This is a genomic window from Chthonobacter rhizosphaerae (assembly GCF_013839525.1).
GTDB lineage: Bacteria > Pseudomonadota > Alphaproteobacteria > Rhizobiales > Pleomorphomonadaceae > Chthonobacter > Chthonobacter rhizosphaerae.
This window is the reverse complement of record NZ_JACDIS010000007.1, coordinates 180,849-206,557: the sequence shown is the minus strand read 5'-3', so window position 1 is coordinate 206,557 and position 25,709 is coordinate 180,849. Positions and strand designations below refer to the sequence as shown.

The window sequence follows — 25,709 nt, the reverse complement described above, 5'->3', positions numbered from 1 at the left end:
CCGCGCTGCCGCAGGGCCCGGCGGAAGAGCGGGCGCTCTGGCCGCGGGCGGACTTCCTGGAGGGCGTCGGCGGCGACCTGATCGGGACGCTCGGCGGGGCGATCAACGGCGTTTCCATCGACAGCCGGACCGTGGAGCCGGGCGAGGCCTTCTTCGCCATCGCGGGCGACCGCTTCGACGGGCACGACTTCGTGCCGGAGGCGCTGAGGCGCGGCGCGGCGGTGGCGGTGGTCTCCACCGACCGGGCGCTCGACTATCCGCCCGAGGTGAAGCCGCTCCTGATGGTGGACGACGTCCTCGACGGGCTGCGCCGGCTCGGCGCCCACGCGCGGGAGCGGTCGACGGCGCGGATCGTGGCGGTGACGGGCTCGGTGGGCAAGACGTCCACCAAGGAGGCGCTGCGGTTCGCGCTCGGGGCGGACGGCCCGGTGCATGCGTCCGTGGCGTCGTTCAACAACCACTGGGGCGTTCCGCTGACGCTCTCGCGCCTGCCGAAGGCCGCCCGCTACGGGGTGTTCGAGATCGGCATGAACCATGGCGGCGAGATCACCCCGCTGACAAGGCTGGTGCGCCCGCACGTGGCGATCGTCACCACGGTAGCGGCGGTGCACCTGGAGCATTTCGACGGCGTGGAGGGGATCGCCCGGGCCAAGGCGGAGATCTTCGCCGGCCTGGAGCCGGGCGGCACCGCCGTGATCAACCGCGACAACGAGTGGCACGGCCTGCTCGCCGAGACCGCCCGCGCGCATGGCGCCGAGGTGGTGACCTTCGGCGAACACGAGGAGGCCGGGGCGCGGCTTCTGAAATGCATGCTGCACGAGACCTGCTCGACCGTGACGGCGTCCATCCTCGGCGACGAGATCACCTACAAGATCGGGGCGCCGGGTCGGCACCTGGTCGACAACTCGCTCGCGGTGCTGGCGGCGGCCAAGCTGGTCGGCGCCGACCTGGTGCGGGCCGGCCTCGCGCTCCAGCGCCTGGAGCAGCCGAAGGGCCGCGGCAAGCGCCACCTGCTGAAGACCGGCACCGGCAGCGCGGTGCTGATCGACGAGAGCTACAACGCCAACCCCACCTCGGTGCGGGCCGCCGTGGCGCTGCTCGGCCAGACGTCCACCGGGATGCTGGGCCGGCGGATCGCGGTGCTCGGCGACATGCTGGAGCTCGGCCCGGAGGCGCCGGACCTCCACGCCGGGCTGGTGGACGCGCTCGTGGAGGCCAAGGTCGACAAGGCCTATCTCTGCGGGCCGCTGATGAAATCGCTCTGGCAGGCATTGCCGCGCCCCATGCGCGGCGCGTATGCGGAAACGTCGGCCGGTCTGGAAGCCACGCTTCTCGACGACGTCCGCACCGGTGACGCCGTGATGATCAAGGGCTCCTTCGGCAGCCGCATGGGGCCGCTGGTCGAGGCCCTGATCAAGCGCAACGGAACCGTCGACGACACTCTTTGAGACGGGCCGCGCGAACGGCGCGACCCGGTACGGGGGCTCTATTCCATGCTGGTCCTACTGGCCGAACTCGCAGGACAGGTGTCCGTCCTGAACGTGTTCCGCTACATCACGTTCCGGACGGGCGCCGCGGTGATGACCGCGCTGCTCTTCGTCTTCCTGTTCGGCCCGGCGATCATCGCCTCGCTGAAGATCCGCCAGGGCAAGGGGCAGCCGATCCGCGCCGACGGCCCGCAGAGCCACCTGATCACCAAGAAGGGCACGCCCACCATGGGCGGCCTGATGATCCTGTCGGGCTTCGTGGTCTCGACCCTGCTGTGGGCGGACCTGAAGAGCGCCTACGTGTGGATCGTGCTGTTCGTGACGCTGGCCTTCGGGTCGATCGGCTTCTACGACGACTTCCTGAAGGTCACCAAGCAGAGCCACAAGGGCTTCTCCGGCCGCTTCCGGCTGGGGATCGAGTTCGTGATCGCGGGCTTCGCCGCCTATGCCATCGCGGCGGTCGGGCCGGAGTCGCTCGGCACCTCGCTGGCCTTCCCGTTCATCAAGGAGGCGATGCTGAACCTCGCGTGGTTCTTCATACCGTTCGGCGCCTTCGTGATGGTGGCGGCCGGCAACGCGGTGAACCTGACCGACGGGCTGGACGGGCTCGCCATCGTGCCGGTGATGATCGCGGCGGCGAGCTTCGGGCTGATCGCCTACCTCTCCGGCAACGTGGTGTTCTCCAACTACCTGCAGATCACCTACGTGCCCGGCACGGGCGAACTCGCCGTGCTCTGCGGCGCGGTGCTGGGGGCGGGCCTCGGCTTCCTGTGGTTCAACGCCCCGCCGGCGGCGATCTTCATGGGCGACACCGGCTCGCTCGCCCTCGGCGGGCTCCTCGGCTCGATCGCGGTCGCCACCAAGCACGAGATCGTGCTGGTGATCATCGGCGGCCTGTTCGTGCTGGAGGCCATGTCGGTGATCATCCAGGTCTTCTCGTACAAGACCACCGGGCGGCGCGTCTTCAAGATGGCGCCGATCCACCATCATTTCGAGCATCTCGGCTGGACCGAGTCGCAGGTGGTGATCCGCTTCTGGATCATCGCCGTCGTCCTCGCGCTGATCGGGTTGTCGTCCCTGAAGCTGCGCTGACCGCCCTTATCCGAGGAGGAAAGCCATGATCCCCGTCACCTGTTACCGCGGCAAGCGCGTCGCCGTCTTCGGCCTCGGTGGCTCCGGCATCGTGACGGCGGAGGCCCTGATCGCGGGCGGCGCCAACGTGATCGCCTGGGACGACACCGAGGCGAGCCGCGAGGCCGCGGCCGCCCGTGACATTCCGGTGGTGGACTGGCGGGACACGGAGTTCGGCGCCTACTCGGCGCTCGTGCTGTCGCCGGGCGTGCCGCTGACCCATCCGAAGCCGCACTGGTCGGTGGAGATCGCCAAGGCGGCCGGCGTGGAGGTGATCGGCGACATCGAGCTGTTCGCCCGGGAGCGGCGGGCGGTGGCCCCGAAAAGCCAGTTCGTCGCCATCACCGGCACCAACGGCAAGTCGACCACCACGGCGCTGATCGCCCACATCCTGGCGACGGCCGGCAAGGACGTACAGCTCGGCGGCAACATCGGCCGCGCGGTGCTGTCGCTCGAGCCGTTCTCGCCGGAGAAGGTGTACGTGGTGGAATGCTCGTCCTTCCAGATCGAGCTCGCGCCGTCGGTGGATCCGACGGTGGCGGTGCACCTCAACATCTCCGAGGATCACCTGGACCGGCACGGCACCATCGAGGCCTATGCGGCGGTGAAGGAGCGGCTCGTCAAGAACGCCGGCGTGGCGGTGGTGGGCATCGACGACGCCTGGAGCCGCGCCATGGCCGAGCGGCGCGAGGAGATGGGCCTGGAGGTGAAGCGCATCTCCACCCACGAGAGCGTCAAGCACGGCGTGTGGGCGATCGCGGGGCGGCTGACCGAGCCGCACGGGCTCGCCCAGATGGTGGTGTCGGAAATGTCCCGCCATCCGGTGCTGAAGGGCGTGCACAACGCCCAGAACGCGGCGGCGGCGGTGGCGGCGGTGCGCTCGCTCGGGCTCGGCCTCGACGAGGTGCGGGCGGGGCTGATGAGCTTCCCCGGCCTCGTGCACCGCATGGAGCCGATCGGCCGGATCGGCCGCGTGACGATCGTCAACGACAGCAAGGCGACCAACGCGGACGCGGCGGCCCGGGCGCTGGCGAGCTTCGAGCGGATCTTCTGGATCGCCGGCGGCAAGCCGAAGACCGGCGGCATCAACGGCCTGTCGGCCTACTTCCCGCGGATCGCCAAGGCCTACCTGATCGGCGAGGCGGCGGAGAGCTTCGCCGCGACGCTGGAGGGCAAGGTGCCCCACGACCTGTCCGGCACGCTGGAGGAGGCGGTGCCGGCGGCGATCGCCGAGGCGCTGGCCACCAGCGAGGCGACGCGGCAGGACACGGTGGTGCTGCTGTCGCCGGCCTGCGCCAGCTTCGACCAGTTCAAGAACTTCGAGGAGCGCGGCGACCGGTTCCGGTCGCTCGCCCTCTCGTATCCGTCCGTGACGCCTTTCGCCTAAGGAGCAGCCCCGATGGTTTCCCGCGCCGAACGTGGCGTCATCGCCGACTGGTGGTTCACGGTGGACAAGCTGCTGCTGGCGGCTTTCCTGACGCTGATCTTCGGCGGCATCATCCTGTCTCTGGCGGCGAGCCCGGCGGTGGCCGAGCGCATCGGCATCGCGGACAGCTACTACTTCGTGAAGCGCCAGGCGGTGTTCGCCATCCCGGCGGTGATCGTGCTGGTCGGCATGTCCTTCCTGGACCCCAAGCAGATCCGCCGCTTCTCGCTGGTCTTCTTCGGCGTCTGCGTGCTGATGCTGATCGCCACGCTGTTCGTCGGCCCGGAGGTGAAGGGCGCGCGGCGCTGGCTCAATCTCGCCGGCATGTCGGTGCAGCCGTCGGAGTTCGTGAAGCCCGTGTTCGTGGTGCTCTGCGGCTTCCTGCTGGCGGAGACGCAGAAGCGGCCCGACATGCCGGGCCGGATCTTTTCCGCGCTCCTCCTCGGCATCGTGATGTCGCTCCTGATCGCGCAGCCGGACTTCGGCCAGACCATGCTGGTCAGCCTGACCTGGGCGGCGCTCCTCTTCCTGTCGGGCATGTCGTGGCTGCTGATCATCGGGCTCGCGGGCCTCGGCGCCGGCGGCATCCTGATCGCCTACACGGAAATCCCGCACGTGCGGGGGCGCATCGACCGCTTCCTCGATCCGGACGCGGGCGACACCTTCCAGGTGGACACCGCCATCGAGAGCTTCGTGCGCGGCGGCTGGTGGGGGCAGGGGCCCGGCGAGGGCACGGTGAAGCGCATCCTGCCGGACAGCCACACGGACTTCATCTTCGCCGTGGCGGCGGAGGAGTTCGGCCTCGTGCTCTGCATCGGCCTCGTCCTGGTGTTCGCCTTCACGGTGCTGCGCGGCTTCGGCCACGCCACCCGGGAGAACGACGGCTTCGTGCGGCTGGCGACGGCCGGCCTCGTGATCCTGTTCGGCCTGCAGAGCTGCATCAACATGGCGGTGAACCTGCACCTGATGCCGGCCAAGGGCATGACGCTGCCGTTCATCTCCTACGGCGGCTCGTCGCTGGTCGCCATGGCGATGTCCATGGGCATGCTGCTGGCGCTGACCCGTCGCCGTCCGGAGCAGACGCGCTTCGTGCAGCCGATCGAGTTCGAAGCCTTCCCGGCGCGGGCGTGAGGGAGGACCGGATGGCGAACCCGGTGCTGATCACGGCGGGGGGAACGGGCGGGCACCTCTTCCCGGCCGAGTCGCTCGCCCATGAGCTGACGCGGCGTGGCATCCCGGTGCATCTCGCCACCGACCACCGGGTGGCCTCCTACGGCCAGGATTTCCCGGCCGAGGCGGTGCACCTGATCGCCTCGGCGACATTCGGGGACCGCTCGCCGCTGGGCCTCGCCAAATCGGGGCTGAAGATCGTGCGCGGGGGCGTCCAGTCGTTCGGGCTGGTGAACCGGATCCGCCCCCGGGCGGCCATCGGATTCGGCGGCTATCCGACCCTGCCGCCCATGCTGGCGGCGGTGGCCCGGCGGGTGCCGACGCTGATCCACGAGGCGAACGCCGTGGCCGGCCGGGCGAACCGCTTCCTCGCCCCGAAGGTGACCGCGGTCGCGACCACGTTCGAGACCACGGGCCTTCTCGGCGAGGCGGCGGCCAAGGCGGTGGTGACCGGCAATCCGGTGCGGCCGCGGGTGATCGACGCCGCGGCGCCCTATGCGACGCCGAGCCCGGACGGGCCGTTCGAGCTGGTGGTGTTCGGCGGCAGCCAGGGCGCGCGGGTCTTCTCCGACCTGGTGCCGCCGGCGCTGGCGGAACTGCCCGGCCATCTGCGCACCCGGATCCGCCTCGTCCAGCAGGCCCGCCCGGAGGACGTGACGCGGGTGGAGGTGCTTCTGAACGGCCTTGGCGTGACGGCCGAGATCGCGCCCTTCTTCACCGACCTGCCGGCCCGGATCGCCCGGGCGCACCTGGTGATCGGCCGGTCCGGCGCGTCGACCGTGAGCGAGCTCGCCATCATCGGCCGGCCGTCGGTGCTGGTGCCGCTGCCGCACGCGCTGGACAACGACCAGAAGACCAACGCGCTGGAACTGGAGCGCGTGGGCGGCGCGGTCATGGCCGAGCAGGCGAGCCTGACGCCGCAGACCCTGGCGGCGCTTCTGTCGGACCTGATGCAGGCGCCGGACCGGCTGGCCGGGATGGCCGAGAAGGCCAAGGCCATGGGGCGGCCCGACGCGGTGGCGCGGCTCGCGGACCTGGTGGAGCACGTGGCCAGCGGCGGCAAGCCGGCGGACTTCAAATCCGGCGAAGCGCCGAAAGGGCTCAACACAGGCGAAGCGCCGACAGAAGCAAAGACCGGCGAAGCGCCGACAGAGGCAAAGACCGGCGAAGCGCCGACAGGACGCGGCGCGTCGCCCAGCACAGAGACCGGCGTTTCGCCGGCGGACCAGACAAGGACCTGATTTCCATGAAGATGCCCCGCGATATCGGGCCCGTTCACTTCGTCGGCATCGGCGGCATCGGCATGAGCGGCATCGCCGAGGTGCTGCTCAACCTCGGCTACCGGGTGCAGGGGTCCGACGTCTCCGAAAGCGCCAACGTGGAGCGCCTGCGCCAGAAGGGCATTCCGGTGACCGTCGGCCACGCGGCGGAGAACCTCGGCCGGGCCGAGGTGGTGGTGGTGTCGTCCGCCATCCGGCGGGACAACCCGGAGCTGATCTCCGCGCGCGAGCGCCATCTTCCGATCGTGCGCCGGGCCGAGATGCTGGCCGAACTGATGCGATTCAAGCAGGCGATCGCCATCGGCGGCACCCACGGCAAGACGACGACCACGTCGCTGGTGGCCGCGCTCCTGGACGCGGGCGGGATCGACCCGACGGTGATCAACGGCGGCATCATCAACGCCTACGGCACCAACGCCCGCATGGGCGCGGGCGACTGGATGGTCGTGGAGGCGGACGAGAGCGACGGCACCTTCGTGAAGCTGCCGGCGGACGTCGCCATCGTGACCAACATCGACCCGGAGCACCTGGACCATTACGGCACCTTCGAGAGGGTGCAGGCGGCGTTTCGGCAGTTCGTCGAGAACGTGCCCTTCTACGGCTTCGCCGTCATGTGCCTGGACCACCCGGAGGTGCAGGCTCTGGTGAGCCGCATCGAGGACCGGCGCATCATCACCTACGGCGAGAACCGGCAGGCGGACGCCCGCTTCGTGGACGTGCGGTTCGAGAACGGCACGTCGCGCTTCTCCGTGACGATCCGCGACCGGGTGACCGGCGAGGAGACCGAAATCCCCGACCTCGTGCTGCCGATGCCGGGCCGGCACAACGTGTCGAACGCCACGGCGGCGATCGCGGTGGCGCACCAGCTGGGCATCCCGGCTGATGCGATCCGGCGCGGGCTCGGCGCGTTCGGGGGCGTGAAGCGGCGCTTCACCAAGACCGGAACATGGAACGGGATCAACGTCTTCGACGACTATGGTCATCATCCGGTCGAGATTCGGGCGGTGCTGAAGGCGGCCCGCGACGGGGCGTCCGGCAAGGTGGTGGCGGTGGTGCAGCCGCACCGCTACACCCGGCTCCAGAGCCTGTTTGACGAGTTCTGCAAGGCGTTCAACGACGCCGACACGGTGATCATCGCGGACGTGTACGCGGCGGGCGAGCAGCCGATCGACGGGGTCGACAAGGCCGCGCTGGTGTCGGGCGCGAAGGCCGCCGGCCACCGCGACGTGCGCGCGCTGCCCGGTCCGGAGCAGCTGGCCGCCATGGTGCGCGAGGTGGCGGAGCCGGGCGACACGGTGGTGCTCCTGGGCGCGGGCAACATCACCCAGTGGGCCTACGCGCTGCCGAAGCAGCTGTCGGAGCTGTCGGTGGTGACGGGAGGCCCGGCGGAATGAGGGCCTGCTCGACCGGCGCGACTGCTTCGTCATGGTCCCCGCTGGCGGACCACCTCCGCATCGGGCGTGCAGGATCCGGGAATGCGTGGGTGGTCCGGATGAACCGGACCATGACGGTCGGCGGTGGGTGTGCCGGGTGCGGGAATGCGTGGGCGGTCCGGGTGAACCGGACCATGACGGTGGGGGGTGGCGATGGGCGGGGCTGAGCTTCTGGCCCGGCTGGGCGATCTCTCCGGCATCCGGGGGCATCTGGAGGCGGACCGCGGCCTGAAGGAGCTCGTGTGGTTCCGCGCGGGCGGGGCGGCGGAGGTGCTGTTCCAGCCGGCGGACGAGAGCGATCTGGCGGGCTTCCTGAGGCTTCTGCCGGCGGACGTGCCGGTGCTCGTTGTGGGGCTCGGGTCCAACCTGCTCATCCGCGACGGCGGCGTGCCCGGCGTGGTGATCCGGCTGTCGGCGCGCGGCTTCGGCCAGGTGGAGCGGATCGGCGAGACGCGGCTGAAGGTGGGCGCGGCGGTGCCGGACAAGCGGGTGGCGTCGGCGGCCCTGGAGGCGGGGCTGTCGGGCTTCGCCTTCTACCACGGGATACCGGGCGGAATCGGCGGCGCCCTGCGGATGAACGCGGGCGCCCACGGCTCGGAGACGCGCCAGCGGGTGGTGGAGGTGCGCGCGGTGACGCGGGCGGGCGAGACGGTGACGCTGTCGCTCGACGACATGGGCTACGCCTACCGGCATTCCTCGGCGCCGGAGGATCTGATCTTCACCTCCGCCATCCTGGAGGGCGTTCCGGAGGACCCGGACGCGATCCGGCGCGACATGGACGCGGTCGCCGAACACCGGGAGAAGGCGCAGCCAATCCGCTCGCGCACGGGCGGGTCCACGTTCAAGAACCCGGACGGCCACTCGGCCTGGAAGCTGGTGGACGCGGCCGGCTGCCGGGGGCTGACGATCGGGGACGCGCAGGTGTCGGAGATGCACTGCAACTTCCTGATCAACACCGGCGCGGCGACCGGCCACGACCTGGAACTCCTGGGCGAAACCGTGCGGGCGCGGGTGCTGCAAACGACCGGCATCCGCCTGGAGTGGGAGATCAAGCGGCTCGGCCGCTTCGAGGACGGACGGGCCGTGGAGCCTTTCCTCGGCCTCTGACCGATGCCTTGGCCCTGAGGGCGGACCGTCCTTCCAAGGGCCGCGCGCCCTGACGGGCGGGACGCCTGGACGAGTGGTTTGCCCCGACGCGCGGGACGTCCTGACGGGGGACGCCCGCGAGGAGGGCGAAGACGAGGCCGCCGGCACCGGCGGCGCAATGACGAACGAGGGAATCAGCCCCATGGTGAAGCACGTCGCCGTCCTGATGGGAGGCTGGTCCTCCGAACGGCCGGTCAGTCTCAACTCGGGCCGGGCCTGCGCGGCCGCGCTGGAGACCGCCGGCTACCGCGTGACGGCCATCGACGTGGACCGGACCATCGCGAGCGTGCTCGACGAACTCCGGCCGGACGTCTGCTTCAACGCGCTCCACGGACCCTACGGGGAGGACGGAACCATCCAGGGGATCCTGGAGGTGCTTGCCATTCCGTATACGCATTCCGGCGTCCTCGCCTCGGCGCTCGCCATGAACAAGCCGAAGGCGAAGGCCGTCATGAAGGCGGCCGGCATACCGGTGGTCGAGCATCGGCTGGTGAATCGCTTCGACGCGGTCCGCGAGCACGCGCTGCCGCCCCCCTACGTGGTGAAGCCGCCGGCGGAGGGGTCGAGCTTCGGCGTCCTCATTGTTCCGGCTGATGCGGCTTTTCCGCCACAGGAGCTCGGTAGTTCTGACTGGCCGTATGGCGATCTCGTCATGGTGGAGACCTATGTGCCCGGACGGGAGCTGACCTGCGGCGTGATGGGCGACCAAGCCCTTGGCGTCATTGAGGTCGTTCCGGCCGGAGAAGGCTTCTACGACTACGACGCGAAGTACCGTCCGGGGGGGTCGCGGCACCTCCTCCCGGCGCCTCTTTCACCCTTTGTTTACCATTATGTTCAAAAGCTTTCACTCGAGGCCCACAAGGCCCTCGGGTGCCGCGGCGTCAGCCGCGCCGACTTCCGATTTGACGACAAGGGCGACGGGACCGGCGACATCGTCTGTCTCGAGGTGAACACCCAGCCGGGGATGACGGCGACGTCGCTTGTGCCGGAGATGGCCGCCCACCTGGGCATGGACTTCCCGGCGCTGGTGAGCTGGATGGTGGAGGACGCAAGTTGCATGCGTTGACGACCAGGTGGTTCGGAAGAGCGACCGGCGCGGGACCGAGGCGGTCCTGGCTGCGCCGTCGCGGCGTTCCGCGCCTCCACCGCCAGCCGGTCTGGCGGCAGGCGGGCGTCCTGGCGCAGCTTCCCCGCGGCGCCGGCGTCATCGCGTCGGTGCTCTACCTGGCCGCCTGGGGCACCTACGGCATGGTGCTCTCCGACAAGACGCTGGACGTTCTGAACGACACGACGGCGCGGGTCGGCTTCAAGGTCTCGGCCATCAAGATCACCGGCCAGCGCGAGCTCGACGAGCAGGACGTGCTCGACACCCTGTCGATCCCGTCCGGCCAGTCGCTGTTCCTCTACGACATCGAGGCCGCGCGGAGCCGGCTGCAGCAGAACCCGTGGCTCTCGGCCGTCTCGGTGATGAAGATCTACCCGGACAAGCTGCGCGTGGTCCTGGAGGAGCGGGTTCCGGCCGCGCTCTGGCAGAAGACCCCGGCCGATCCGGTCGCCATCGTGGACGGCGGTGGGGCGGTGATCACCACCCACCTGGAGCCGCGCTTCACCGCGCTGCCGCGGGTGATGGGCGACGGCGCGGAGACCCGCGTCCACGAGATCATGTCCGTCCTCGACGACGTGCCGGAGCTGAAGGCGCGGGTGCGCGCCTCCATGCTGGTGTCGCACCGGCGCTGGGACCTCTTCCTCGACAACGGCGTGCAGGTGATGCTGCCGGAGCACGATCCGGCCCAGGCGGCGGCGGAACTCGCCCGCGCGGAGGCGGAGAACGGCTTCCTCGACCGCGACCTCACGGCGGTCGACCTGCGCCTTCCCGATCGGATGGTCGTGCGCCTCTCCGACACCGCCAAGGCGGCGCGGGACGAGCTGATCGCGGCGCGCGAGAAGGCCATGAAGAAGAAGGCGAGGGACGCATGAGCCGGTCCGGCGACCATCGTGTCCAGCGCATGCGGCCGCTGCCGGCCCGTCGGCCGGTGATCGTGTCCGTGCTCGACGTGGGCACGTCCAAGATCTGCTGCATCATCGCGCGGCTGACCCCGCGCGCCGCCGGCGACGTGCTGCCGGGGCGCACCCACGCCATCGAGGTGCTGGGCTTCGGCTACCAGCGCTCGCGCGGCATCAAGGCCGGCGCGGTGGTGGATCTCGACCAGGCCGAGAAGGCCATCCGGCTGGCCGTGGACGCGGCCGAGCGGATGGCGGGCCTGACGGTGGAATCGCTGATCGTGTCGCTCTCCTGCGGTCGGCTCGGCAGCGAGACCTTCTCCGCCGGCTTCGACCTGTCCGGCCGCGAGGTGGGCGAGGCGGACATCCAGCGGGTGCTGGAGGCGGGCAGCGAGCACACGGCGAAGGACGGTCGCGCCATCGTGCACGCGCTGCCGATCGGCTACGCGCTCGACGGCAACCGCGGCATCCGCGACCCGCGCGGCATGCTGGGCCAGCGCCTGTCGGTGGACACCCACATGGTGTCGGCGGATTCGGCGCCGGTGCGGAACCTGGAGATCTGCATCAACAGGGCGCACCTCGAAGTGGAGACCATGGTGGCGACGCCCTACGCGTCGGGCCTCGCGGCGCTCGTGGACGACGAGAGCCAGCTCGGCGTGGCCTGCGTGGACATCGGCGGCGGCACCACCAAGATCGCGGTGTTCGCGGACGGCCAGTTCGTCCACGTGGACGGCTTCGCCCTCGGCGGCCACCACGTGACCATGGACCTCGCCCGCGGCCTGTCCGCCCGGCTCGTGGACGCGGAGCGGCTGAAGACGCTGCACGGCTCGGTGATCGCCACGGACAGCGACGAGCGCGACATGGTCACCGTCGAGCCGGTGGGCGACGACGACGTGCCGAGCCATGTGCCGCGCTCGCAGATCGTCCACATCATCCGCCCCCGGGCGGAGGAGATCCTGGAGGTGGTGCGCGACCGCCTGCACGCGTCCGGCTTCGCCGGGCGGGTCGGCCGACGCATCGTGCTCACGGGCGGCGCGAGCCAGCTGACCGGGCTGACCGAGCTCGCCCGCAAGATCCTCGGACGCAACGTGCGTCTCGGCCGGCCGGTCGGGATCGCGGGGCTGCCGGAAGCGGCGCGGGGCTCTGCCTTCGCGACCGGCGTCGGCCTCCTGATCTATCCGCAGGTGGCGCAGATCGAACAGTTCACGACCCGCCGCAAGTCGGTGGCGATCGCCGCGAACGGGGGCTTCGTCTCCCGCGTGGGACAATGGTTTCGCGAAAGTTTCTGAAGGCAGAATGCCGGATCGAGCTTGACGCGACAGAGACACAGTGGATTGGGGCGGCAAGAACAGCCGCCGAGATTTTTCGACGCCAGGGCGCGAGACCGGCGAAGAGGATGACGAGGGTGCCATGACGATCAACTTGAAGATGCCCGACCTGACGGAACTGAAGCCCCGCATCACCGTGTTCGGTGTCGGCGGCGCCGGCGGCAACGCCGTCAACAACATGATCACCTCCGGGCTTCAGGGGGTCGAGTTCGTGGTGGCCAACACCGACGCCCAGGCGCTGACGATGTCCAAGTCGGACCGCATCGTGCAGATGGGCGTGGCGGTGACCGAGGGCCTCGGCGCCGGCTCGCAGCCGGAAGTCGGCCGCGCGGCCGCCGAAGAGGTGATCGACGAGATCAACGACCATCTCGCCGGCTCCCACATGGTGTTCATCACGGCCGGCATGGGCGGTGGCACTGGCACCGGCGCCGCCCCGGTCATCGCGCGCGCGGCTCGCGAACACGGCATCCTCACCGTCGGCGTCGTCACCAAGCCCTTCCAGTTCGAGGGCGTGCGCCGCATGCGCGTTGCGGACGCGGGCATCCAGGAACTGCAGGCCTCGGTCGACACCCTGATCGTCATCCCGAACCAGAACCTGTTCCGGATCGCCAACGAGCGCACCACCTTCGCCGACGCCTTCGCGATGGCCGACCAGGTGCTCTACTCCGGCGTCGCCTGCATCACCGACCTGATGGTGAAGGAAGGCCTCATCAACCTCGACTTCGCCGACGTTCGCTCGATCATGCGCGGCATGGGCAAGGCGATGATGGGCACCGGCGAGGCCTCCGGCGACAAGCGCGCCATCCAGGCGGCCGAGGCGGCGATCGCCAACCCGCTGCTGGACGAAGTGTCCATGAAGGGCGCCCGCGGCCTGCTGATTTCGATCACCGGCGGCAAGGACCTGACCCTGTTCGAGGTGGACGAGGCGGCGACCCGCATCCGCGAGGAAGTGGACCAGGACGCCAACATCATCCTCGGCGCCACCTTCGACGACAGCCTGGAAGGCGTCATCCGCGTGTCGGTGGTCGCCACCGGCATCGACCAGGAGGCCATCCAGCCGAACGAGACCCAGGCCGCCCGCGTGGCGGACGTGTCGAGCCGCGCCGCCCGCGCCCCGTCGCCGGTCGTCGCCGCCGAGGCCCGCCAGTACGGCGCCCGGACGGCAGCCCCGCAGGCGGCTCCCGCCCCGCAGCCGGCGCCCGAGACCGCGTCGGCCGATGCGGCCGCCGCGGCGGCCATCGAGGCGGCGCTCGACCTCGCCCATCACGAGGCGCCGCGCGCCACCCAGGACCCGCGCGTCACCATCGAGCCCTACCAGCCGGCGGCCGCCCACTACGAGCCGGCCATCCCGGCCGATCCGGAGCCCCGCGCCCCGGTGAACGACGTGGCCGAGCCGGCCCCGGCGCCCTACATCCCGCCGACCGCCGAGCGGCCGTCGGGCATGGTGCGGACCCCGCGCATCCCGGAGATCGGCGAGTTCCCGCAGGTCGCCCAGCGCGAGTTCCGCAGCGGCGCCGCCCCGCAGCCGGCCCACGAGGAGCACGAGGAGGAGCGTCGGCCGATGAGCCTTCTGCGCCGCCTCGCCAGTGTAGGTCTCGGCCGGCGTGACGACGACCATGCGCCGGAAGCCGTGACCCCGCGTCCGGCCCCGCAGGCGGCCCGCCCGGCCGCGCCCGCCCCGCAGGCGCCGCGCCAGGCTCCGCCGCAGCAGGCCCGCCCGGCCTCGGCCGGCAGCGAGTACGCCAAGCGTCCGGCGCCCCAGGCGCCGCAGGGCGCCGCCGGCCGCCTCGACCCCCAGGGCCGTCCGCAGCCGCAGCGCGTGACCGAGGACGACCAGCTGGAGATCCCGGCCTTCCTGCGCCGTCAGAGCTGATCCAGCCGGCGAAGAGCCGGACCTGAAACGACGAGGCCCGCGGAGCGATCCGCGGGCCTTTTCTCGTTCAGGCGGGTGGGACAGGGGGGCGGCGACGGACCCGGGAGGGCGGCGCTGCCCGGCTTCGCCTTCCGTCAGCCGACGAGGAGCCGGAAGCCGGCCGCGCTGGCGACGCCGATGGCCACCACGGCGAGGAGCGGCAGCCGGAAGGCGGCCGCGACCGTGACGGCCCCGGCCAGCATCTCCGCCGGACCGGCCAGCACGGCGGGGGCGATGACGGCGGTGAGCACCGCCGGCGGCAACGCCTCCAGGGCGACGCGGATCCGGCCGGTGCGGGGCAGGCGGTCGGCGAGGAGAAGGCCGGCGGCCCGGGTGGTGTAGGTCGCAAGGCCCATGGCCACGATGGCGAGAAGGTTGACCGGGTCGAGGGTCACGGGGCGGTCTCCTCCGCAGGAGCGGGGGCGGGGGCGGGGGCGTCGGCCGGCGTCGTGAGGACGGCGGCGGCGATGCCGGCGAGGGCGCCCGCGATGACGTACCAGGCGCCGGGCACGAGGGCGTGGACGGCGACGGCCGTGAGGGCGGAGGCGGCGATCACCGGGCCGGTGCGCCAGCCCTTCCAGAAGCCGAGCGCCAGGGCGATGAACACCGCCGGGAAGGCGAAGTCGAACCCGTAGCGCTCCGGTTCGGCCACGAGCCCGCCGAGCAGGACGCCGAGCACGGTCCAGATCTGCCAGTTGACGAAGAGAAGCGCGCCGGCCGCGAACCAGTAGGCCGGCGTCAGCGGCCGGTCGAGGGCCCGCCGCTCGGCGAGGGCCCATGTCTCGTCCGTCATCAGATGCGCGCCCGCGAAGCGCTGCCACGCCGGGAAGCGGTCGAGCTTGCGGGCGAGCGAGGCGCCCATCAGCACGTGGCGGAGGTTGATCAGGAAGGCGGCGAGCGCGAGGGCGGCCCACGGAGCCGGGTCGGTCCAGAGGCCGACCGCCAGGAACTGGGAGCCGCCCGCGAACACGATCGACGACATGGCCAGCATGTCGAGCGCCGACAGGCCTTTCTGGGCCGCCTGGCCGCCGAGGAGAAGGGCGAAGGGAATGACGGCCAGGGTGGCCGGAAGGACGTCCGCCAGACCGGCGCGGGCGTCTGAGGACGGGGATGGGGGTGCGAGCATCAGAAACCCTGGAGGGGGAGGGATGAGCGGGTCATTCGTGTCGGTTCGCCCGCCGTGGTGAGGACGGCCGGGACCATGACGGCAAACTGCTATTTCGTCTTGAACGAAATTGCGGGTCCGGCGAGGCGGCGGCCGCCGACAGGAGACGACGGGAGCGTCGGTTCAGGCCACCCGAAACGCGCCGGGCGGCACGCCGACCCGTGCCTTGAACACGCGGGTGAGGTGGCTCTGGTCGCTGAAGCCGCAGGCGGCCGCCACGTCCGCCAGGGCCTCGCCCGCGCCGAGGAGGCGGCGGGCGGTGCGGACGCGCCGGTCGGTCTGGAAGGCGTGGGGTGTCAGGCCGGTGTGGCGCTTGAAGGCCCGGACCAGGTGATGGCGGGAGAGGCCCGCCACGGCGGCGAGGGTGGCGAGGTCCACGTCCTCCGTATGGTGGGCGTCCAGATAGTCGCGGGCGCGCTGGACAGCGGCGGGCGCTTCGGCCAGGGGGCGCGCCGGCACGTCGGCGTGGCGCTCCACCAGGAGGGCGTAGGCTGCCAGGAGGGCCTCGTCGGCCCCGAGGGCGCCGGCGCCCGCCTCCAGCAGGCGATGGGCGCGTCCGAACAGCGCGAAGGCCTCCGGGTCGGTCACGACGGCCGAGCGGAAGTGCGGCACGCCGTGGGCGTCACGGTCCCTGAGATCCGCCGCCACGGCGGCCATCAGCGCCTCGGACGGATAGGTCATGCGATAGGCGTAGCCGTCGCCGAGGGGCTCTCCGTCGTGGACCTCGCCCGGGTTGACGAAACAGACGTCGCCGGCCATCGCGTAATGGCGCTCGCCGCGCAGGCGATAGGCCTCGCAGCCGGCCTCGATGACGCCGATCACAAAGGTGTCGTGGCTGTGCGGCGCGTAGCGATGCACCCGGAAGGCGGCGCTCAGGCATTCGAGCCCGCCATGGCGGGTCTCGCGCCAGAAGCGCGCGCGGTCCGTGTTGCCGAACGTCGAGGGGTCGAGCGCTGCCGACTGGGCGATCGTGTCCATGGATGATGATGTAGGCCGTCGGGTCGCCGCCGTCTTGAACGAAATTGCGCCGGCGGCTCCATTCGTCAGAGGATTTCGGCCGACCGGATGCGGCTAACGCCCGCGGCGGCCATGTCGTCCCAGGCCTTGGCCATGGAGCCGCCGAGGTCGATGCCGCGGCTGGCGTCCTCGATCACCAGGGCGTCGAACCCGGCCGCGCGGGCGTCGAGGGCGGTCCAGGCGACGCAGTAGTCGGTGGCGAGGCCGGCCACGAAGACGCGCAGGATGCCGCGCTCCTTCAGGTAGCCGGCGAGACCCGTGTGGGTGGCCCGGTCCGCCTCCTGGAAGGCGGAATAGCTGTCCACGGTCGGGTGGTAGCCCTTGCGGATGATGAGCTGGGCATGGGGGACGGAAAGATCCGGGTGTAGGTCCGCCCCGGGGGTGCCCTGCACGCAGTGATCGGGCCAGAGCACCTGGACGCCGTAGGGCATGTCGGTGGTCTCGAAGGGCGACTTGCCGGCGTGCGACGACGCGAAGGACGCGTGGCCGGCGGGGTGCCAGTCCTGGGTCAGGATCACGTTGCGGAAGTGCGGCGCGAGCCCGTTGATCACCGGCACCACCGCGTCGCCGTCCGCCACGGCGAGCGCGCCGCCCGGGCAGAAGTCGTTCTGGACGTCGACCACGATGAGGGCGTCGGTCGGGAGAAGGACGAGGGACATGGGCGGTCTCCGGGAACGAGGGTGGAGCGACTATGGGGAGAGGCGGGAGGTCGGGCAAGGGGCGGAGGGATGGGATCCGCCGCATCGGGGAGGGATGGGCGGTGCCGAGGGAAAGGTCGCGTGCGTGACGGGTTCGGTGCGGCAGGAGCATGCGCCAGGCGTGGCATGAGCGTTGAGAGACCGTCCGCACGGTCCTTCGAAAGGCGGGCGACTCCTTTCGGGGCCGTTGAGCGGGTCGCGCAGGTCTGGTAGCATTGCCAAGTGCGAGGCTTGGCTTCCCGCCGTGATCCGCGCGTCCTTTTCGACGAACGCGGACCCTCCTGGTCCCCAGACCCCGCCGAGTATGCGGTAACCGGGGCTGCGTGTCGCGAGCCGGCCTGTACTCTCCCTGACCGAATGACGACCCTTGTTGGGCCGCCCGCCAAGGCTTGTGCAGGCCCCGCGCTGCCCTCCGACCACCTTCAAGGGTGGCCGCGCTCGTGTCGTCGCACCAGGGAGATCACCATGAGACACATACTTGCGCTTCTTCCCGCGCTTGCACTGGTCGCCGTGGGCAGTTCCGGACAGGCCCAGGACCAGCCGACCACCGATGACGCAGCCCTGATCGCCAGCGCCGAAACGGCTGCTCCGACCGCCGTTTCGAGCAATGCCACCGTCTACGCCATGGGGCAGGACGGGACGATGCGGACGGTGCGCGAAGGGACCAACGGCTGGTGGTGCATGCCCGACAGCCCCGCGACGCCCGGCCCCGATCCCATGTGCGGCGACGCCAACGCCATGGAGTGGGCCATGGCCTGGATCAGCAAGACCCCGCCTCCCGAGGACAAGGTGGGCTTCATGTACATGCTGGAAGGCGGCACCGACGCCAGCAACACGGACCCCTATGCCACCAAGCCCACGGAAGAGAACAGCTGGATCACCACCGGCCCCCACGTGATGGTCGTGAACGCGGGCAAACTGATGAGCGGCTACCCTGACGCCGCCGCCCCGGACACCTCGGTGCCTTACGTCATGTGGCCGGGGACGCCCTACGCCCACCTGATGATCCCGGTGGAGTGACGATCGGGGCAGACCGATCAGCCAGAGCGATGCGGACGCCCGGTCGGGCGCCCGCTCCACATCGACCCTCAAGCACAAGCCAAGGGAGGCCGACATGGACGTGTCCAACGTGGTTCGGATGCGAGTGAAGCCGGGGTTCGAGATGCAGTTCCTCGACACGCAGGCGCAGGCCCGCTCGCAGGACTGGTCAGGTTTGCGCGGCGCCTACATCGTCAGGACCGGGGAGCGCGACTTCTGCTTCGTTGGCGAATGGGACAGCATGGAGGCGATGGCGGCCAACCGGCCCGCCATGATCGCCGAACTCGACAAGGTCCGGCACATGCTGGAGGACCGAGGGGGCGGGCTCGGCGTCACCGACCCGGTCTCGGGCGAGATCGTGCTGCGGTTCAACGCCCCTCGGGCGAAGAGCCAGCCGCAGGTGGCCTGACAGGGACCGAACAGGGCCGTCCGGGAAGACCGACGAGGCCGGACCTCACTCGCCCATCACTCTCGCCCATGACCAGGGACGGGGCTCTGGTGAAGACGGCCCCGTCCCGCGCCCGCCGTCAGAGCCCGTTCACCCGCTCCAGCCAGGCGTCCTCGTCGATCACCTCGATGCCGAGTTCGGTCGCCTTGGCGAGCTTGGAGCCGGCGCCGGGGCCGGCGACGACGAGGTCGGTCTTCTTGGAGACGGAGCCGGCCACCTTGGCGCCGAGGCGTTCGGCGGTGGCCTTGGCCTCGTCGCGCGTCATGCGCTCCAGGCTGCCGGTGAAGACGACGGTCTTGCCGGCGACGGGGGAGGCGACCACCGTGGGCGCTTCCATGGGCTGCGGGGCGATCTCGTCCAGGAGCGCGTCGAGGGCTTCGCGGTTGTGCGGTTCGGCAAAGAAGTCCACCACCGCGTCGGCCACCACCTCGCCGATGCCCTCCACGGCGTTGAGTTCGGTCCAGGCCTCGCCGGCCTTGTCGGCGGCGGCGACCATGGCCTCCTCGAAATGCTCCCAGGTGCCGTAGGCGCGGGCGAGGATCTTGGCGTTGGTCTCGCCCACGTGGCGGATGCCGAGGGCGAAGATCAGGCGGTTGAGCGCGATCGCGCGCCGCGCCTCGATGGCGGCGAAGAGGTTCTTCACCGAGGTGGCGCCGAAGCCGGGGAAGTCGCGCAGGCGCTTGAAGCTCTTCGCCTCGCGCCGCTCCAGGGTGAAGATGTCGGCCGGCGTGCGGATGCGCAGTTCCGGTTCCTGGAGCGCGTGGAAGAACTCGATCTGCTTGTCGCCGAGGCCCTCGATGTCGAAGGCGTTACGGGAGGCGAAGTGCTTCAGCTTCTCCACCTGCTGGGCCGGGCAGACGAGGCCGCCGGTGCAGCGGCGGACCGCGTCGAGGCGCCCGTCGCCGCGCTCCTCGCGGACGGCGTGGCTGCCGCAGGCGGGGCACGTGGTGGGGAATATAAAGGGCGCGGAGGTCTCCGGCCGCTTGTCGACCACCACGTCGACGATCTGGGGGATCACGTCGCCGGCCCGCTGGACGATGACCGTGTCGCCGACGCGGATGTCGCGACCTTCGCGGATCGGCAGGCCGGACTGGCCGATGCCCTTGATGTAGTCCTCGTTGTGGAGCGTGGCGTTGGAGACGACGACGCCGCCCACGGTGACCGGCTCCAGCTTGGCGACCGGCGTGAGGGCGCCGGTGCGGCCGACCTGGATCTCGATGTCCTTCAGCACCGTGAAGGCCCGCTCGGCGGGAAACTTGTGGGCGGTGGCCCAGCGGGGGCTGCGGGAGCGGAAGCCCAGGCGCTCCTGGAGGGCGAGATCGTCGACCTTGTAGACGACACCGTCGATGTCGTAGTCGAGCGCCGCCCGGTCCGCCTCGATGCGGTGATAGTGGGCGATCATCTCCTCCACCGAGGCGCAGCGCACCATCAACGGGTTCACCGGAAAGCCCCAGTCGGCGAAGAGGCGCACGGTGTCGTACTGGGTGGCGGCGAGGCGGGGCATCTCGCCCCAGGCGTAGGCGAAGAAGCGCAGCGGCCTTCTGGCGGTGATCGACGGGTCGAGCTGGCGAAGGGAGCCGGCGGCGGCGTTGCGCGGGTTGGCGAACACCTTGCCGCTCTCGGCGCGCATGCGCTCGTTGAGGGCGAAGAAGTCCTGCCGGCCCATGTAGACCTCGCCTCGGATCTCCACCACGTCCGGCACGCCGGCGGGCAGCTGGTTCGGGATGTCCGCGATGGTGCGCACGTTGGCGGTGACGTTCTCGCCGGTCAGGCCGTCGCCGCGGGTGGCGGCAACCGCGAGCCGGCCGCCCTCGTAGCGGATGGAGAGGGAGAGGCCGTCGATCTTCGGCTCGGCGGTGAAGACCGGGACGGTGCCGGCCGGCAGGCCGAGGAAGCGGCGCACGCCCTCGGCGAAGTCGACCACGTCCTCGTCGGCGAAGAGGTTGTCGAGGGAGAGCATCGGCCGGGAATGGCGGATCTCGCCGAAGGCTTCCGACGGTGTAGCGCCGACCCGCCGGGACGGGCTGTCGGCGCGGACGAGGTCCGGGAAGCGGCCCTCGATGGCGAGGTTGCGGGCCCGGAGGGCGTCATACTCCGCGTCGGAGATGAGGGGAGCGTCCTCGGCGTGGTAGGCCCGGTCGTGGGTGGCGATCTCGGCCGACAGGCGGGCGAGTTCGGCTTGAGCCTCGTCCAGGGTCAGGGTGTCCACGGGCTTCAGGGCAAGCGAATTGTCCGACACGGGGGCACCTCGATCCTCTACGCCATACACGACGCGCTGCGCACCGCGACCGGTGTCGCGATCCACAACGCGATTCCGGGCGCATTCGACACCGGACCGCATGGGATCTCAAGTGCGCGTCCGAGGCTGTCAGGAGAGGGCGGCCGCCATGGCGGATCCGGCGAGGAGCGACGCGAAGAGGGCGAGGACGAGCGCGGAGGCGCGGGCGATGCGGGCGGGGGTGAGCCGCGCGCCGGCCGTGCGGGCGAGCGCCTCGCCGAAGAGCGCCCAGCCGCAGGCGACGACCCCGACGAGCGCCGCGAACACCGCCGCGTGGGCCGCTTGGGGCGGCTGGGGGAAGACCGCGAACGCGAAGACGAGCGCCTTGGGGTTCAAAAGCGTGGTGACGAAGACGCGGGCGGGGCCGATCGGCTTCGGCGTGCCGTCGAAGCTGGCACCGGCCTCGCGCCAGAGCCGCAGGGCGCACCAGGCGAGCCAGGCTCCGGCGACGATCCGGAGCGCCGACTGGAGGGTGGGCTCGGCGGCGACGGCCGGCCCGAGGGTGGTCGTCAGAAGGCCGATCGACAGGGCGTAGGCGGAGAGCTCCGCCGGCACGAGCCGCAGAGAGCGCCGGAAGCCGACGCTCGCGCCGGAGGCGGCGATGAGGGTGTTGGTCGGCCCGGGCGTGGCGAGGAGCGCGAGGACGGCGAGGGCGAAGGGGACGAGGTCGGTCATGAGCGGTGAGTAGAGCATGACGGACGCAGGGGCATTGAGGGAGCGCAAACAGGGACGAGGGGAGGGGCGTGAGGGCTGGTGTGGCGCAATGCGTGGGTGGTCCGCCTTCGCGGACCATGACGTTTGGCGGGTTGGGTGTGGGTGGTCCGCCTTCGCGGACCATGACGTTTGGCGGGCTGGGTGTGGTGGTGTGCTCTGGTCTGGCCGGACGTGGGCGATGTTGCCGCGGATGGTCCGCCTTCGCGGACCATGACGTTTGGCGGGCGTGCAGCGATCGGCCTTGTTTCGCCCTTCGCCGTCATGGTCCGCGAAGGCGGGCCACCCGCGCATTTGTCCTCGTCGGCACGAAGGCCTGCCGTCGTCGGCGTCAGGCCGCCTCGCCTCACTCTCCGGCGATCAGCTTCTCGGCGGCTTTCCGGGCTTCCTCGGTGATGCGGCTGCCGGCGAGCATGCGGGCGATCTCCTCCCGGCGGTGGAGCTGGTCGAGGGGCGAGACGCGGGTGGCGACGCGGGCGCCGTTGTCGACGGCTTCCTTGGCGATGAGGAGGTGGCTCATGGCGCGGGCGGCGACCTGGGGCGCGTGGGTGACGGAGAGCACCTGGACCGTCTCCGACAGGCGGGCGAGGCGGGTGCCGATCGCCTCGGCGACCGCGCCGCCGACGCCGGTGTCGATCTCGTCGAAGACGAGCGTCGGGGCCGAGCCCTTGTCGGCGAGCGAAACCTTGAGGGCGAGGAGAAAGCGGGACAGCTCGCCGCCGGAGGCGACCTTCATCATGGGGCCGGCGCGGGTGCCCGGGTTGGTCTGGACCCAGAACTCCACCGTGTCGACGCCGTCGGCGGTGCGCGCCTCCTTGTCGGAGGTGATCTCCACGATGAAGCGGGCGCGCTCCAGCTTCAGGGCCGGCAGTTCGGCCGCGACCGCGTCCTCCAGGTGCCGGGCCGTGACGAGGCGGCGCTTGGTGAGCTCCTCCGCGGCCGCATCATAGGCCGCGCGGGCGGTGGCGCTCTCCTTGACGAGGGCGGCGAGCTTGTCCTCGCCGGCGTCGAGGTCGGCGAGGTCGGCCGCCATGCGGGCCGCGATGACGGGCAGGTCGTCGCAGAGGACGGAATACTTGCGGGCGGCGGCGCGCAGGGCGAACAGGCGTTCCTCGGTGCGCTCCAGCTCGGCCGGGTCGTAGTCGGCGGCGCGGAGCACGGTCTCGAACTCTAGGCGGGCCTCCTCCAGCCCGTCGAGGGCGGCCGAGATGGCGGCGATCGGACGCTCGACGAGAGCGGCGAGCTCGCTCTTGCGCTCCAGGCGGCGGACGAGGGCGGCGAGCTCGGGAATGGGCGAGCCGGAGCCGTTCAGCTGTTCGTAGGCCTCGCGCAGGTCGCCGACCACCTTTTCGGCGCGCATCATGGTCTGGCGCCTCTCGGCGAGCTCGGTCTCCTCGCCGGCGACCGGGTCGAGCCTGGTCAGCTCCTCCACGGCGGCGCGCAGATAGTCGGCCTCGCGGCGGGCGGCCTCGATGCGGGCGGTGAGGTCGGCGAGCGACTTCTCGGCCTTGCGCCAGGTCCGGAAGGCGTCGGCGACGGCGGCCACCTGGGGCTCCAGGCCGCCGAAGGCGTCGATGAGGGCGCGATGGCTGGACGGGTCGACCAGGGCACGGTCGTCGTGCTGGCCGTGGATCTCCACCAGCCGGGCGCCGATCTGGCGCAGGAGGCTGGCGCTGACGGCCTGGTCGTTCGCGAAAGCGCGGGTGCGGCCGTCGGCGGTCTGGACGCGCCGGAGGATCAGGTCGCCGTCGTCGTCGATGTCGTTCTCGCGCAGGAGCGCGCGGACCGGATGGGTCGCCGGCAGGTCGAAGACGGCGGTCACCTGCCCCTGATCGGCGCCGTGGCGCACGAGACCGGCGTCGCCGCGCCCGCCGAGGGCGAGCGACATGGCGTCGAGCAGGATGGACTTGCCGGCGCCGGTCTCGCCGGTGAGCACGGTGAGGCCGCGCGCGAAGTCGATCTCCAGGCGCTCGATCAGGACGATGTCACGAATCGCCAGCGACTGCAGCATGCGGCGGGCGTGCCCCCTCGCGACGTCAGCCGAGGACCGTCTTGAACGCCTTGGAGATCCAGGACGTCCCTTCCTCGCGCGGCTCCAGGCCGTTGGTCTGCAGGAGCACGTAGGCGTCCTTGTACCAGCGGCTGTCGGGATAGTTGTGGCCGAGCACGGCGGCGGCGGTCTGCGCCTCGTTGACGACGCCCATGGCGAAATAGGCCTCGGTGAGGCGCATCAGCGCCTCTTCCACGTGACGGGTGGTCTGGTAGTTGGTGACCACCGTCTTGAAGCGGTTGATCGCGCCGATGTACTCGCGCCGGTTCAGATAGTAGCGCCCGGTCTCCATCTCCTTGGCGGCGAGCTGGTCCTTGGCGATGTCGATTTTCTTCTGACCCTCGGCGGCGTAGGGGCTCTCCGGATAGCGCTGGACCAGTTCGGTCATCGCCTCCAGGGCCTTGTTGGTCATCGCCTGGTCGCGGGTCACGTCCGGCATCTGGTTGAAGTAGGACTGGCCGACGAGGAACTGGGCGTAGGCGGCGTCCTCGGAGCCCGGGTAGAGCGTCACGTAGCGGCGGGCCGAGATGATGGCGTCGTCGTAGGAGCCGCGCGTGTAGTTCGTGTAGGCGGACATGATGAGCGCCTTGCGGGCCCATTCCGAATAGGGGTGCTGCTTGTCGACCTCGTCGAACCGCTCGGTCGCCTGGCTGTAGCTGCCTTCCTTTAGGTAGAAGATGCCCTCGTTGTAGAGCTTCTCCGCCGGGATCTCCACGAAGGGCTCCAGCGGATCGTCGGACGAGCAGGCGGCAAGACCCGAAAGGCTCGCCAGTGCGACGGCGACCACGGCGGAACGAAGGAACGACTGCCTCATGAAGACCCCATGCCGGAGACGGGCGGACCGGGCCGACCCGGTGACTCGCTGCCGATCCGTTGCTTGAACCCGTGCGGTTCTAGCGCAAAGTTTTCCCATGCGCTACGGACCGCCCCTCTTCCATGACGATTAAGGCGGAGCGGCGGCAACCGACGGAGATTCAGGCCTTCGCGGGCGAAAGCGCCGGAACCGCGACGGACAGGCCGCCGGCGGTTTCCACGTGCCGGGTCTCGCCGACCACCTCGAAGGCGGTCTCGTCGGCGAACAGGGCCTTCAGCACCAGCCAGTTCATCTTGTGGCCGCCCTTGTAGGAGCGGAAGTGGCCGATGAAGGGCAGGCCGGCGAGCGCCAGGTCGCCGACGGCGTCGAGCGTCTTGTGGCGGACGAACTCGTCGGCGAAGCGAAGGCCTTCCGGGTTCAGGACCCGGTCGTCCCCGATCGCCACGGAGTTCTCCAGCGAGGACCCGAGGGCGAAGCCGAGCGTCCAGAGCTTCTCCACGTCGCGCATGAAGCCGAAGGTCCGGGCGCGGGCGATCTCGCGGCGGAATGCCGCCGGCGACAGGTCGAGCACGTAGGACTGGCGGCCGATCAGCGGGTTGGCGAAGTCGATGGTGACGTCGTAGCGGGTGCCTTCGAACGGCAGGAGTTCCGCGTAGGCGTCGCCCGCCTCCACGCGCACGGGCTTCAGGATCCGGATGGCCTTACGCGGCGCCTTCAGGGTGACGACGCGCGCGTCCTGGATCGCCGCCACGAAGGCCGCCGAACAGCCGTCGATGATGGGCATCTCCGGGCCGTCGATCTCGACCACCGCGTTGTCGACCGCCATGGCGGCGAAGGCGGCCATCAGGTGCTCGATGGTCGCGACGGTGAGGCCTTCCGCGCCGATGACGGTGCAGAGTTCGGTCGCCACCACGTGGTCGAAGCGGGCTGGGATCTCCACCTCCGCGCCGGTCGGGGCGGTGCGGACGAACACGATGCCGCGATCGGCTTCGGCGGGAGACAGGATGATGGACGCCGGCTTGCCCGAATGAACGCCCACGCCCGTCAGGGTCACGCGACGGGAGAGGGTGGTCTGCTTGCCGAGGATTTTACGCATCGGTGGGATCTGTCTTCTTGTCGTGGCGTCGCCCGAGCGGGCATCCGAACCGTCGTTGCGGCGGCTGGTACTCATTTCCG

22 protein-coding genes are annotated in these 25,709 nt (G+C 70.7%); 13 read left to right on the top strand and 9 right to left on the bottom strand.

Features of this window, described 5'->3' with window-relative positions; all coding sequences use genetic code 11:
- Positions 1-5: 5 nt before the first annotated feature.
- The 11 genes from HND91_RS23355 to ftsZ all read left to right on the top strand — a co-directional run bounded on the left by HND91_RS23355 (position 6) and on the right by ftsZ (position 14,275).
- Positions 6-1,448 (top strand): UDP-N-acetylmuramoylalanyl-D-glutamyl-2,6-diaminopimelate--D-alanyl-D-alanine ligase, encoded by a 1,443-nt coding sequence (locus HND91_RS23355; RefSeq protein ID WP_246329502.1) that lies wholly within the window; start codon positions 6-8, stop codon positions 1,446-1,448.
- Positions 1,449-1,493: 45 nt separating this feature from the next.
- Positions 1,494-2,579: a phospho-N-acetylmuramoyl-pentapeptide-transferase gene (gene mraY, locus HND91_RS14640; protein WP_181707333.1), complete on the top strand. Its 1,086-nt coding sequence runs from the start codon at positions 1,494-1,496 to the stop codon at positions 2,577-2,579.
- Between the two features lie 25 nt (positions 2,580-2,604).
- Positions 2,605-4,005: a UDP-N-acetylmuramoyl-L-alanine--D-glutamate ligase gene (gene murD, locus HND91_RS14635; RefSeq protein WP_181707332.1), complete on the top strand. Its 1,401-nt coding sequence runs from the start codon at positions 2,605-2,607 to the stop codon at positions 4,003-4,005.
- Between the two features lie 12 nt (positions 4,006-4,017).
- Positions 4,018-5,175, top strand: coding sequence for a putative lipid II flippase FtsW (gene ftsW, locus HND91_RS14630; protein WP_181707331.1), 1,158 nt, complete (start codon positions 4,018-4,020; stop codon positions 5,173-5,175).
- A gap of 11 nt (positions 5,176-5,186) precedes the next feature.
- Positions 5,187-6,455, top strand: coding sequence for an undecaprenyldiphospho-muramoylpentapeptide beta-N-acetylglucosaminyltransferase (murG, locus tag HND91_RS14625; RefSeq protein WP_181707330.1), 1,269 nt, complete (start codon positions 5,187-5,189; stop codon positions 6,453-6,455).
- A gap of 5 nt (positions 6,456-6,460) precedes the next feature.
- Positions 6,461-7,888, top strand: a complete 1,428-nt coding sequence (murC, locus tag HND91_RS14620) for a UDP-N-acetylmuramate--L-alanine ligase (RefSeq protein WP_181707329.1) — start codon at positions 6,461-6,463, stop codon at positions 7,886-7,888.
- Between the two features lie 186 nt (positions 7,889-8,074).
- Positions 8,075-9,034 carry a UDP-N-acetylmuramate dehydrogenase gene (gene murB / locus HND91_RS14615; RefSeq protein ID WP_425485464.1) on the top strand — a complete coding sequence of 320 codons (960 nt, stop codon included), beginning with the start codon at positions 8,075-8,077 and terminating at the stop codon, positions 9,032-9,034.
- Positions 9,035-9,215: 181 nt separating this feature from the next.
- On the top strand, positions 9,216-10,139 hold the full coding sequence (locus HND91_RS14610; RefSeq protein WP_181707408.1) for a D-alanine--D-alanine ligase: 924 nt from the start codon (positions 9,216-9,218) through the stop codon (positions 10,137-10,139).
- On the top strand, positions 10,136-11,050 hold the full coding sequence (locus HND91_RS14605) for a cell division protein FtsQ/DivIB (protein ID WP_181707327.1): 915 nt from the start codon (positions 10,136-10,138) through the stop codon (positions 11,048-11,050). The genes HND91_RS14610 and HND91_RS14605 overlap by 4 nt, the downstream gene beginning before the upstream one ends.
- Entirely contained in the window at positions 11,047-12,363 is a 1,317-nt protein-coding gene (ftsA, locus tag HND91_RS14600; protein WP_181707326.1) for a cell division protein FtsA, read from the top strand. The genes HND91_RS14605 and ftsA overlap by 4 nt, the downstream gene beginning before the upstream one ends.
- Positions 12,364-12,484: 121 nt before the next feature.
- Complete coding sequence (gene ftsZ, locus HND91_RS14595) at positions 12,485-14,275, top strand: cell division protein FtsZ (RefSeq protein ID WP_181707325.1); 1,791 nt, start codon at positions 12,485-12,487, stop codon at positions 14,273-14,275.
- A gap of 134 nt (positions 14,276-14,409) precedes the next feature.
- Here the strand turns inward: ftsZ and HND91_RS14590 are convergent, their stop codons facing one another.
- From HND91_RS14590 to pncA, 4 genes are all read right to left on the bottom strand, one after another.
- A complete protein-coding gene (locus HND91_RS14590) occupies positions 14,410-14,709 on the bottom strand; it encodes an AzlD domain-containing protein (RefSeq protein ID WP_181707324.1) in 300 nt (99 codons plus the stop codon).
- On the bottom strand, positions 14,706-15,440 hold the full coding sequence (locus HND91_RS14585) for an AzlC family ABC transporter permease (RefSeq protein WP_181707323.1): 735 nt from the start codon (positions 15,438-15,440) through the stop codon (positions 14,706-14,708). Before HND91_RS14585 ends, HND91_RS14590 begins: the two co-directional genes overlap by 4 nt.
- 162 nt (positions 15,441-15,602) lie before the next feature.
- Entirely contained in the window at positions 15,603-16,457 is an 855-nt protein-coding gene (locus HND91_RS14580) for a helix-turn-helix transcriptional regulator (protein ID WP_181707322.1), read from the bottom strand.
- 65 nt (positions 16,458-16,522) lie between these two features.
- On the bottom strand, positions 16,523-17,155 hold the full coding sequence (pncA, locus tag HND91_RS14575; protein ID WP_181707321.1) for a bifunctional nicotinamidase/pyrazinamidase: 633 nt from the start codon (positions 17,153-17,155) through the stop codon (positions 16,523-16,525).
- A gap of 504 nt (positions 17,156-17,659) precedes the next feature.
- On the opposite strand from pncA, the gene HND91_RS14570 reads away from it, so the two are divergent.
- Both HND91_RS14570 and HND91_RS14565 read left to right on the top strand, forming a co-directional pair.
- Positions 17,660-18,214 (top strand): hypothetical protein, encoded by a 555-nt coding sequence (locus tag HND91_RS14570; protein ID WP_181707320.1) that lies wholly within the window; start codon positions 17,660-17,662, stop codon positions 18,212-18,214.
- A gap of 94 nt (positions 18,215-18,308) precedes the next feature.
- Positions 18,309-18,641, top strand: coding sequence for an antibiotic biosynthesis monooxygenase (locus tag HND91_RS14565; protein ID WP_181707319.1), 333 nt, complete (start codon positions 18,309-18,311; stop codon positions 18,639-18,641).
- Between the two features lie 118 nt (positions 18,642-18,759).
- On the opposite strand, the gene ligA is transcribed toward HND91_RS14565, so the two are convergent.
- The 5 genes from ligA to lpxC form a co-directional block, all read right to left on the bottom strand.
- Positions 18,760-20,919, bottom strand: coding sequence for an NAD-dependent DNA ligase LigA (ligA, locus tag HND91_RS14560; protein WP_425485462.1), 2,160 nt, complete (start codon positions 20,917-20,919; stop codon positions 18,760-18,762).
- Positions 20,920-21,048: 129 nt separating this feature from the next.
- Complete coding sequence (locus HND91_RS14555; RefSeq protein ID WP_181707317.1) at positions 21,049-21,651, bottom strand: LysE family translocator; 603 nt, start codon at positions 21,649-21,651, stop codon at positions 21,049-21,051.
- A gap of 364 nt (positions 21,652-22,015) precedes the next feature.
- Positions 22,016-23,680 (bottom strand): DNA repair protein RecN, encoded by a 1,665-nt coding sequence (recN, locus tag HND91_RS14550; RefSeq protein WP_181707316.1) that lies wholly within the window; start codon positions 23,678-23,680, stop codon positions 22,016-22,018.
- A 25-nt stretch (positions 23,681-23,705) separates the two neighbouring features.
- Entirely contained in the window at positions 23,706-24,533 is an 828-nt protein-coding gene (locus tag HND91_RS14545) for an outer membrane protein assembly factor BamD (protein WP_181707315.1), read from the bottom strand.
- A 160-nt stretch (positions 24,534-24,693) separates the two neighbouring features.
- Positions 24,694-25,629, bottom strand: a complete 936-nt coding sequence (lpxC, locus tag HND91_RS14540) for a UDP-3-O-acyl-N-acetylglucosamine deacetylase (RefSeq protein ID WP_181707314.1) — start codon at positions 25,627-25,629, stop codon at positions 24,694-24,696.
- Positions 25,630-25,709 lie beyond the last annotated feature (80 nt).

Excerpts from the sequence above, each read along its gene's own strand:
- mraY (WP_181707333.1), top strand. The coding sequence starts at position 1,494 with ATGCTGGTCCTACTGGCCGAACTCGCAGGACAGGTGTCCGTCCTGAAC.
- murD (WP_181707332.1), top strand. The coding sequence starts at position 2,605 with ATGATCCCCGTCACCTGTTACCGCGGCAAGCGCGTCGCCGTCTTCGGC.
- ftsW (WP_181707331.1), top strand. The coding sequence starts at position 4,018 with ATGGTTTCCCGCGCCGAACGTGGCGTCATCGCCGACTGGTGGTTCACG.
- murG (WP_181707330.1), top strand. The coding sequence starts at position 5,187 with ATGGCGAACCCGGTGCTGATCACGGCGGGGGGAACGGGCGGGCACCTC.
- murC (WP_181707329.1), top strand. The coding sequence starts at position 6,461 with ATGAAGATGCCCCGCGATATCGGGCCCGTTCACTTCGTCGGCATCGGC.
- HND91_RS14610 (WP_181707408.1), top strand. The coding sequence starts at position 9,216 with ATGGTGAAGCACGTCGCCGTCCTGATGGGAGGCTGGTCCTCCGAACGG.
- ftsA (WP_181707326.1), top strand. The coding sequence starts at position 11,047 with ATGAGCCGGTCCGGCGACCATCGTGTCCAGCGCATGCGGCCGCTGCCG.
- ftsZ (WP_181707325.1), top strand. The coding sequence starts at position 12,485 with ATGACGATCAACTTGAAGATGCCCGACCTGACGGAACTGAAGCCCCGC.
- HND91_RS14585 (WP_181707323.1), bottom strand. The coding sequence starts at position 15,440 with ATGCTCGCACCCCCATCCCCGTCCTCAGACGCCCGCGCCGGTCTGGCG.
- HND91_RS14580 (WP_181707322.1), bottom strand. The coding sequence starts at position 16,457 with ATGGACACGATCGCCCAGTCGGCAGCGCTCGACCCCTCGACGTTCGGC.
- pncA (WP_181707321.1), bottom strand. The coding sequence starts at position 17,155 with ATGTCCCTCGTCCTTCTCCCGACCGACGCCCTCATCGTGGTCGACGTC.
- HND91_RS14570 (WP_181707320.1), top strand. The coding sequence starts at position 17,660 with ATGAGACACATACTTGCGCTTCTTCCCGCGCTTGCACTGGTCGCCGTG.
- HND91_RS14565 (WP_181707319.1), top strand. The coding sequence starts at position 18,309 with ATGGACGTGTCCAACGTGGTTCGGATGCGAGTGAAGCCGGGGTTCGAG.
- HND91_RS14555 (WP_181707317.1), bottom strand. The coding sequence starts at position 21,651 with ATGCTCTACTCACCGCTCATGACCGACCTCGTCCCCTTCGCCCTCGCC.
- recN (WP_181707316.1), bottom strand. The coding sequence starts at position 23,680 with ATGCTGCAGTCGCTGGCGATTCGTGACATCGTCCTGATCGAGCGCCTG.
- HND91_RS14545 (WP_181707315.1), bottom strand. The coding sequence starts at position 24,533 with ATGAGGCAGTCGTTCCTTCGTTCCGCCGTGGTCGCCGTCGCACTGGCG.
- lpxC (WP_181707314.1), bottom strand. The coding sequence starts at position 25,629 with ATGCGTAAAATCCTCGGCAAGCAGACCACCCTCTCCCGTCGCGTGACC.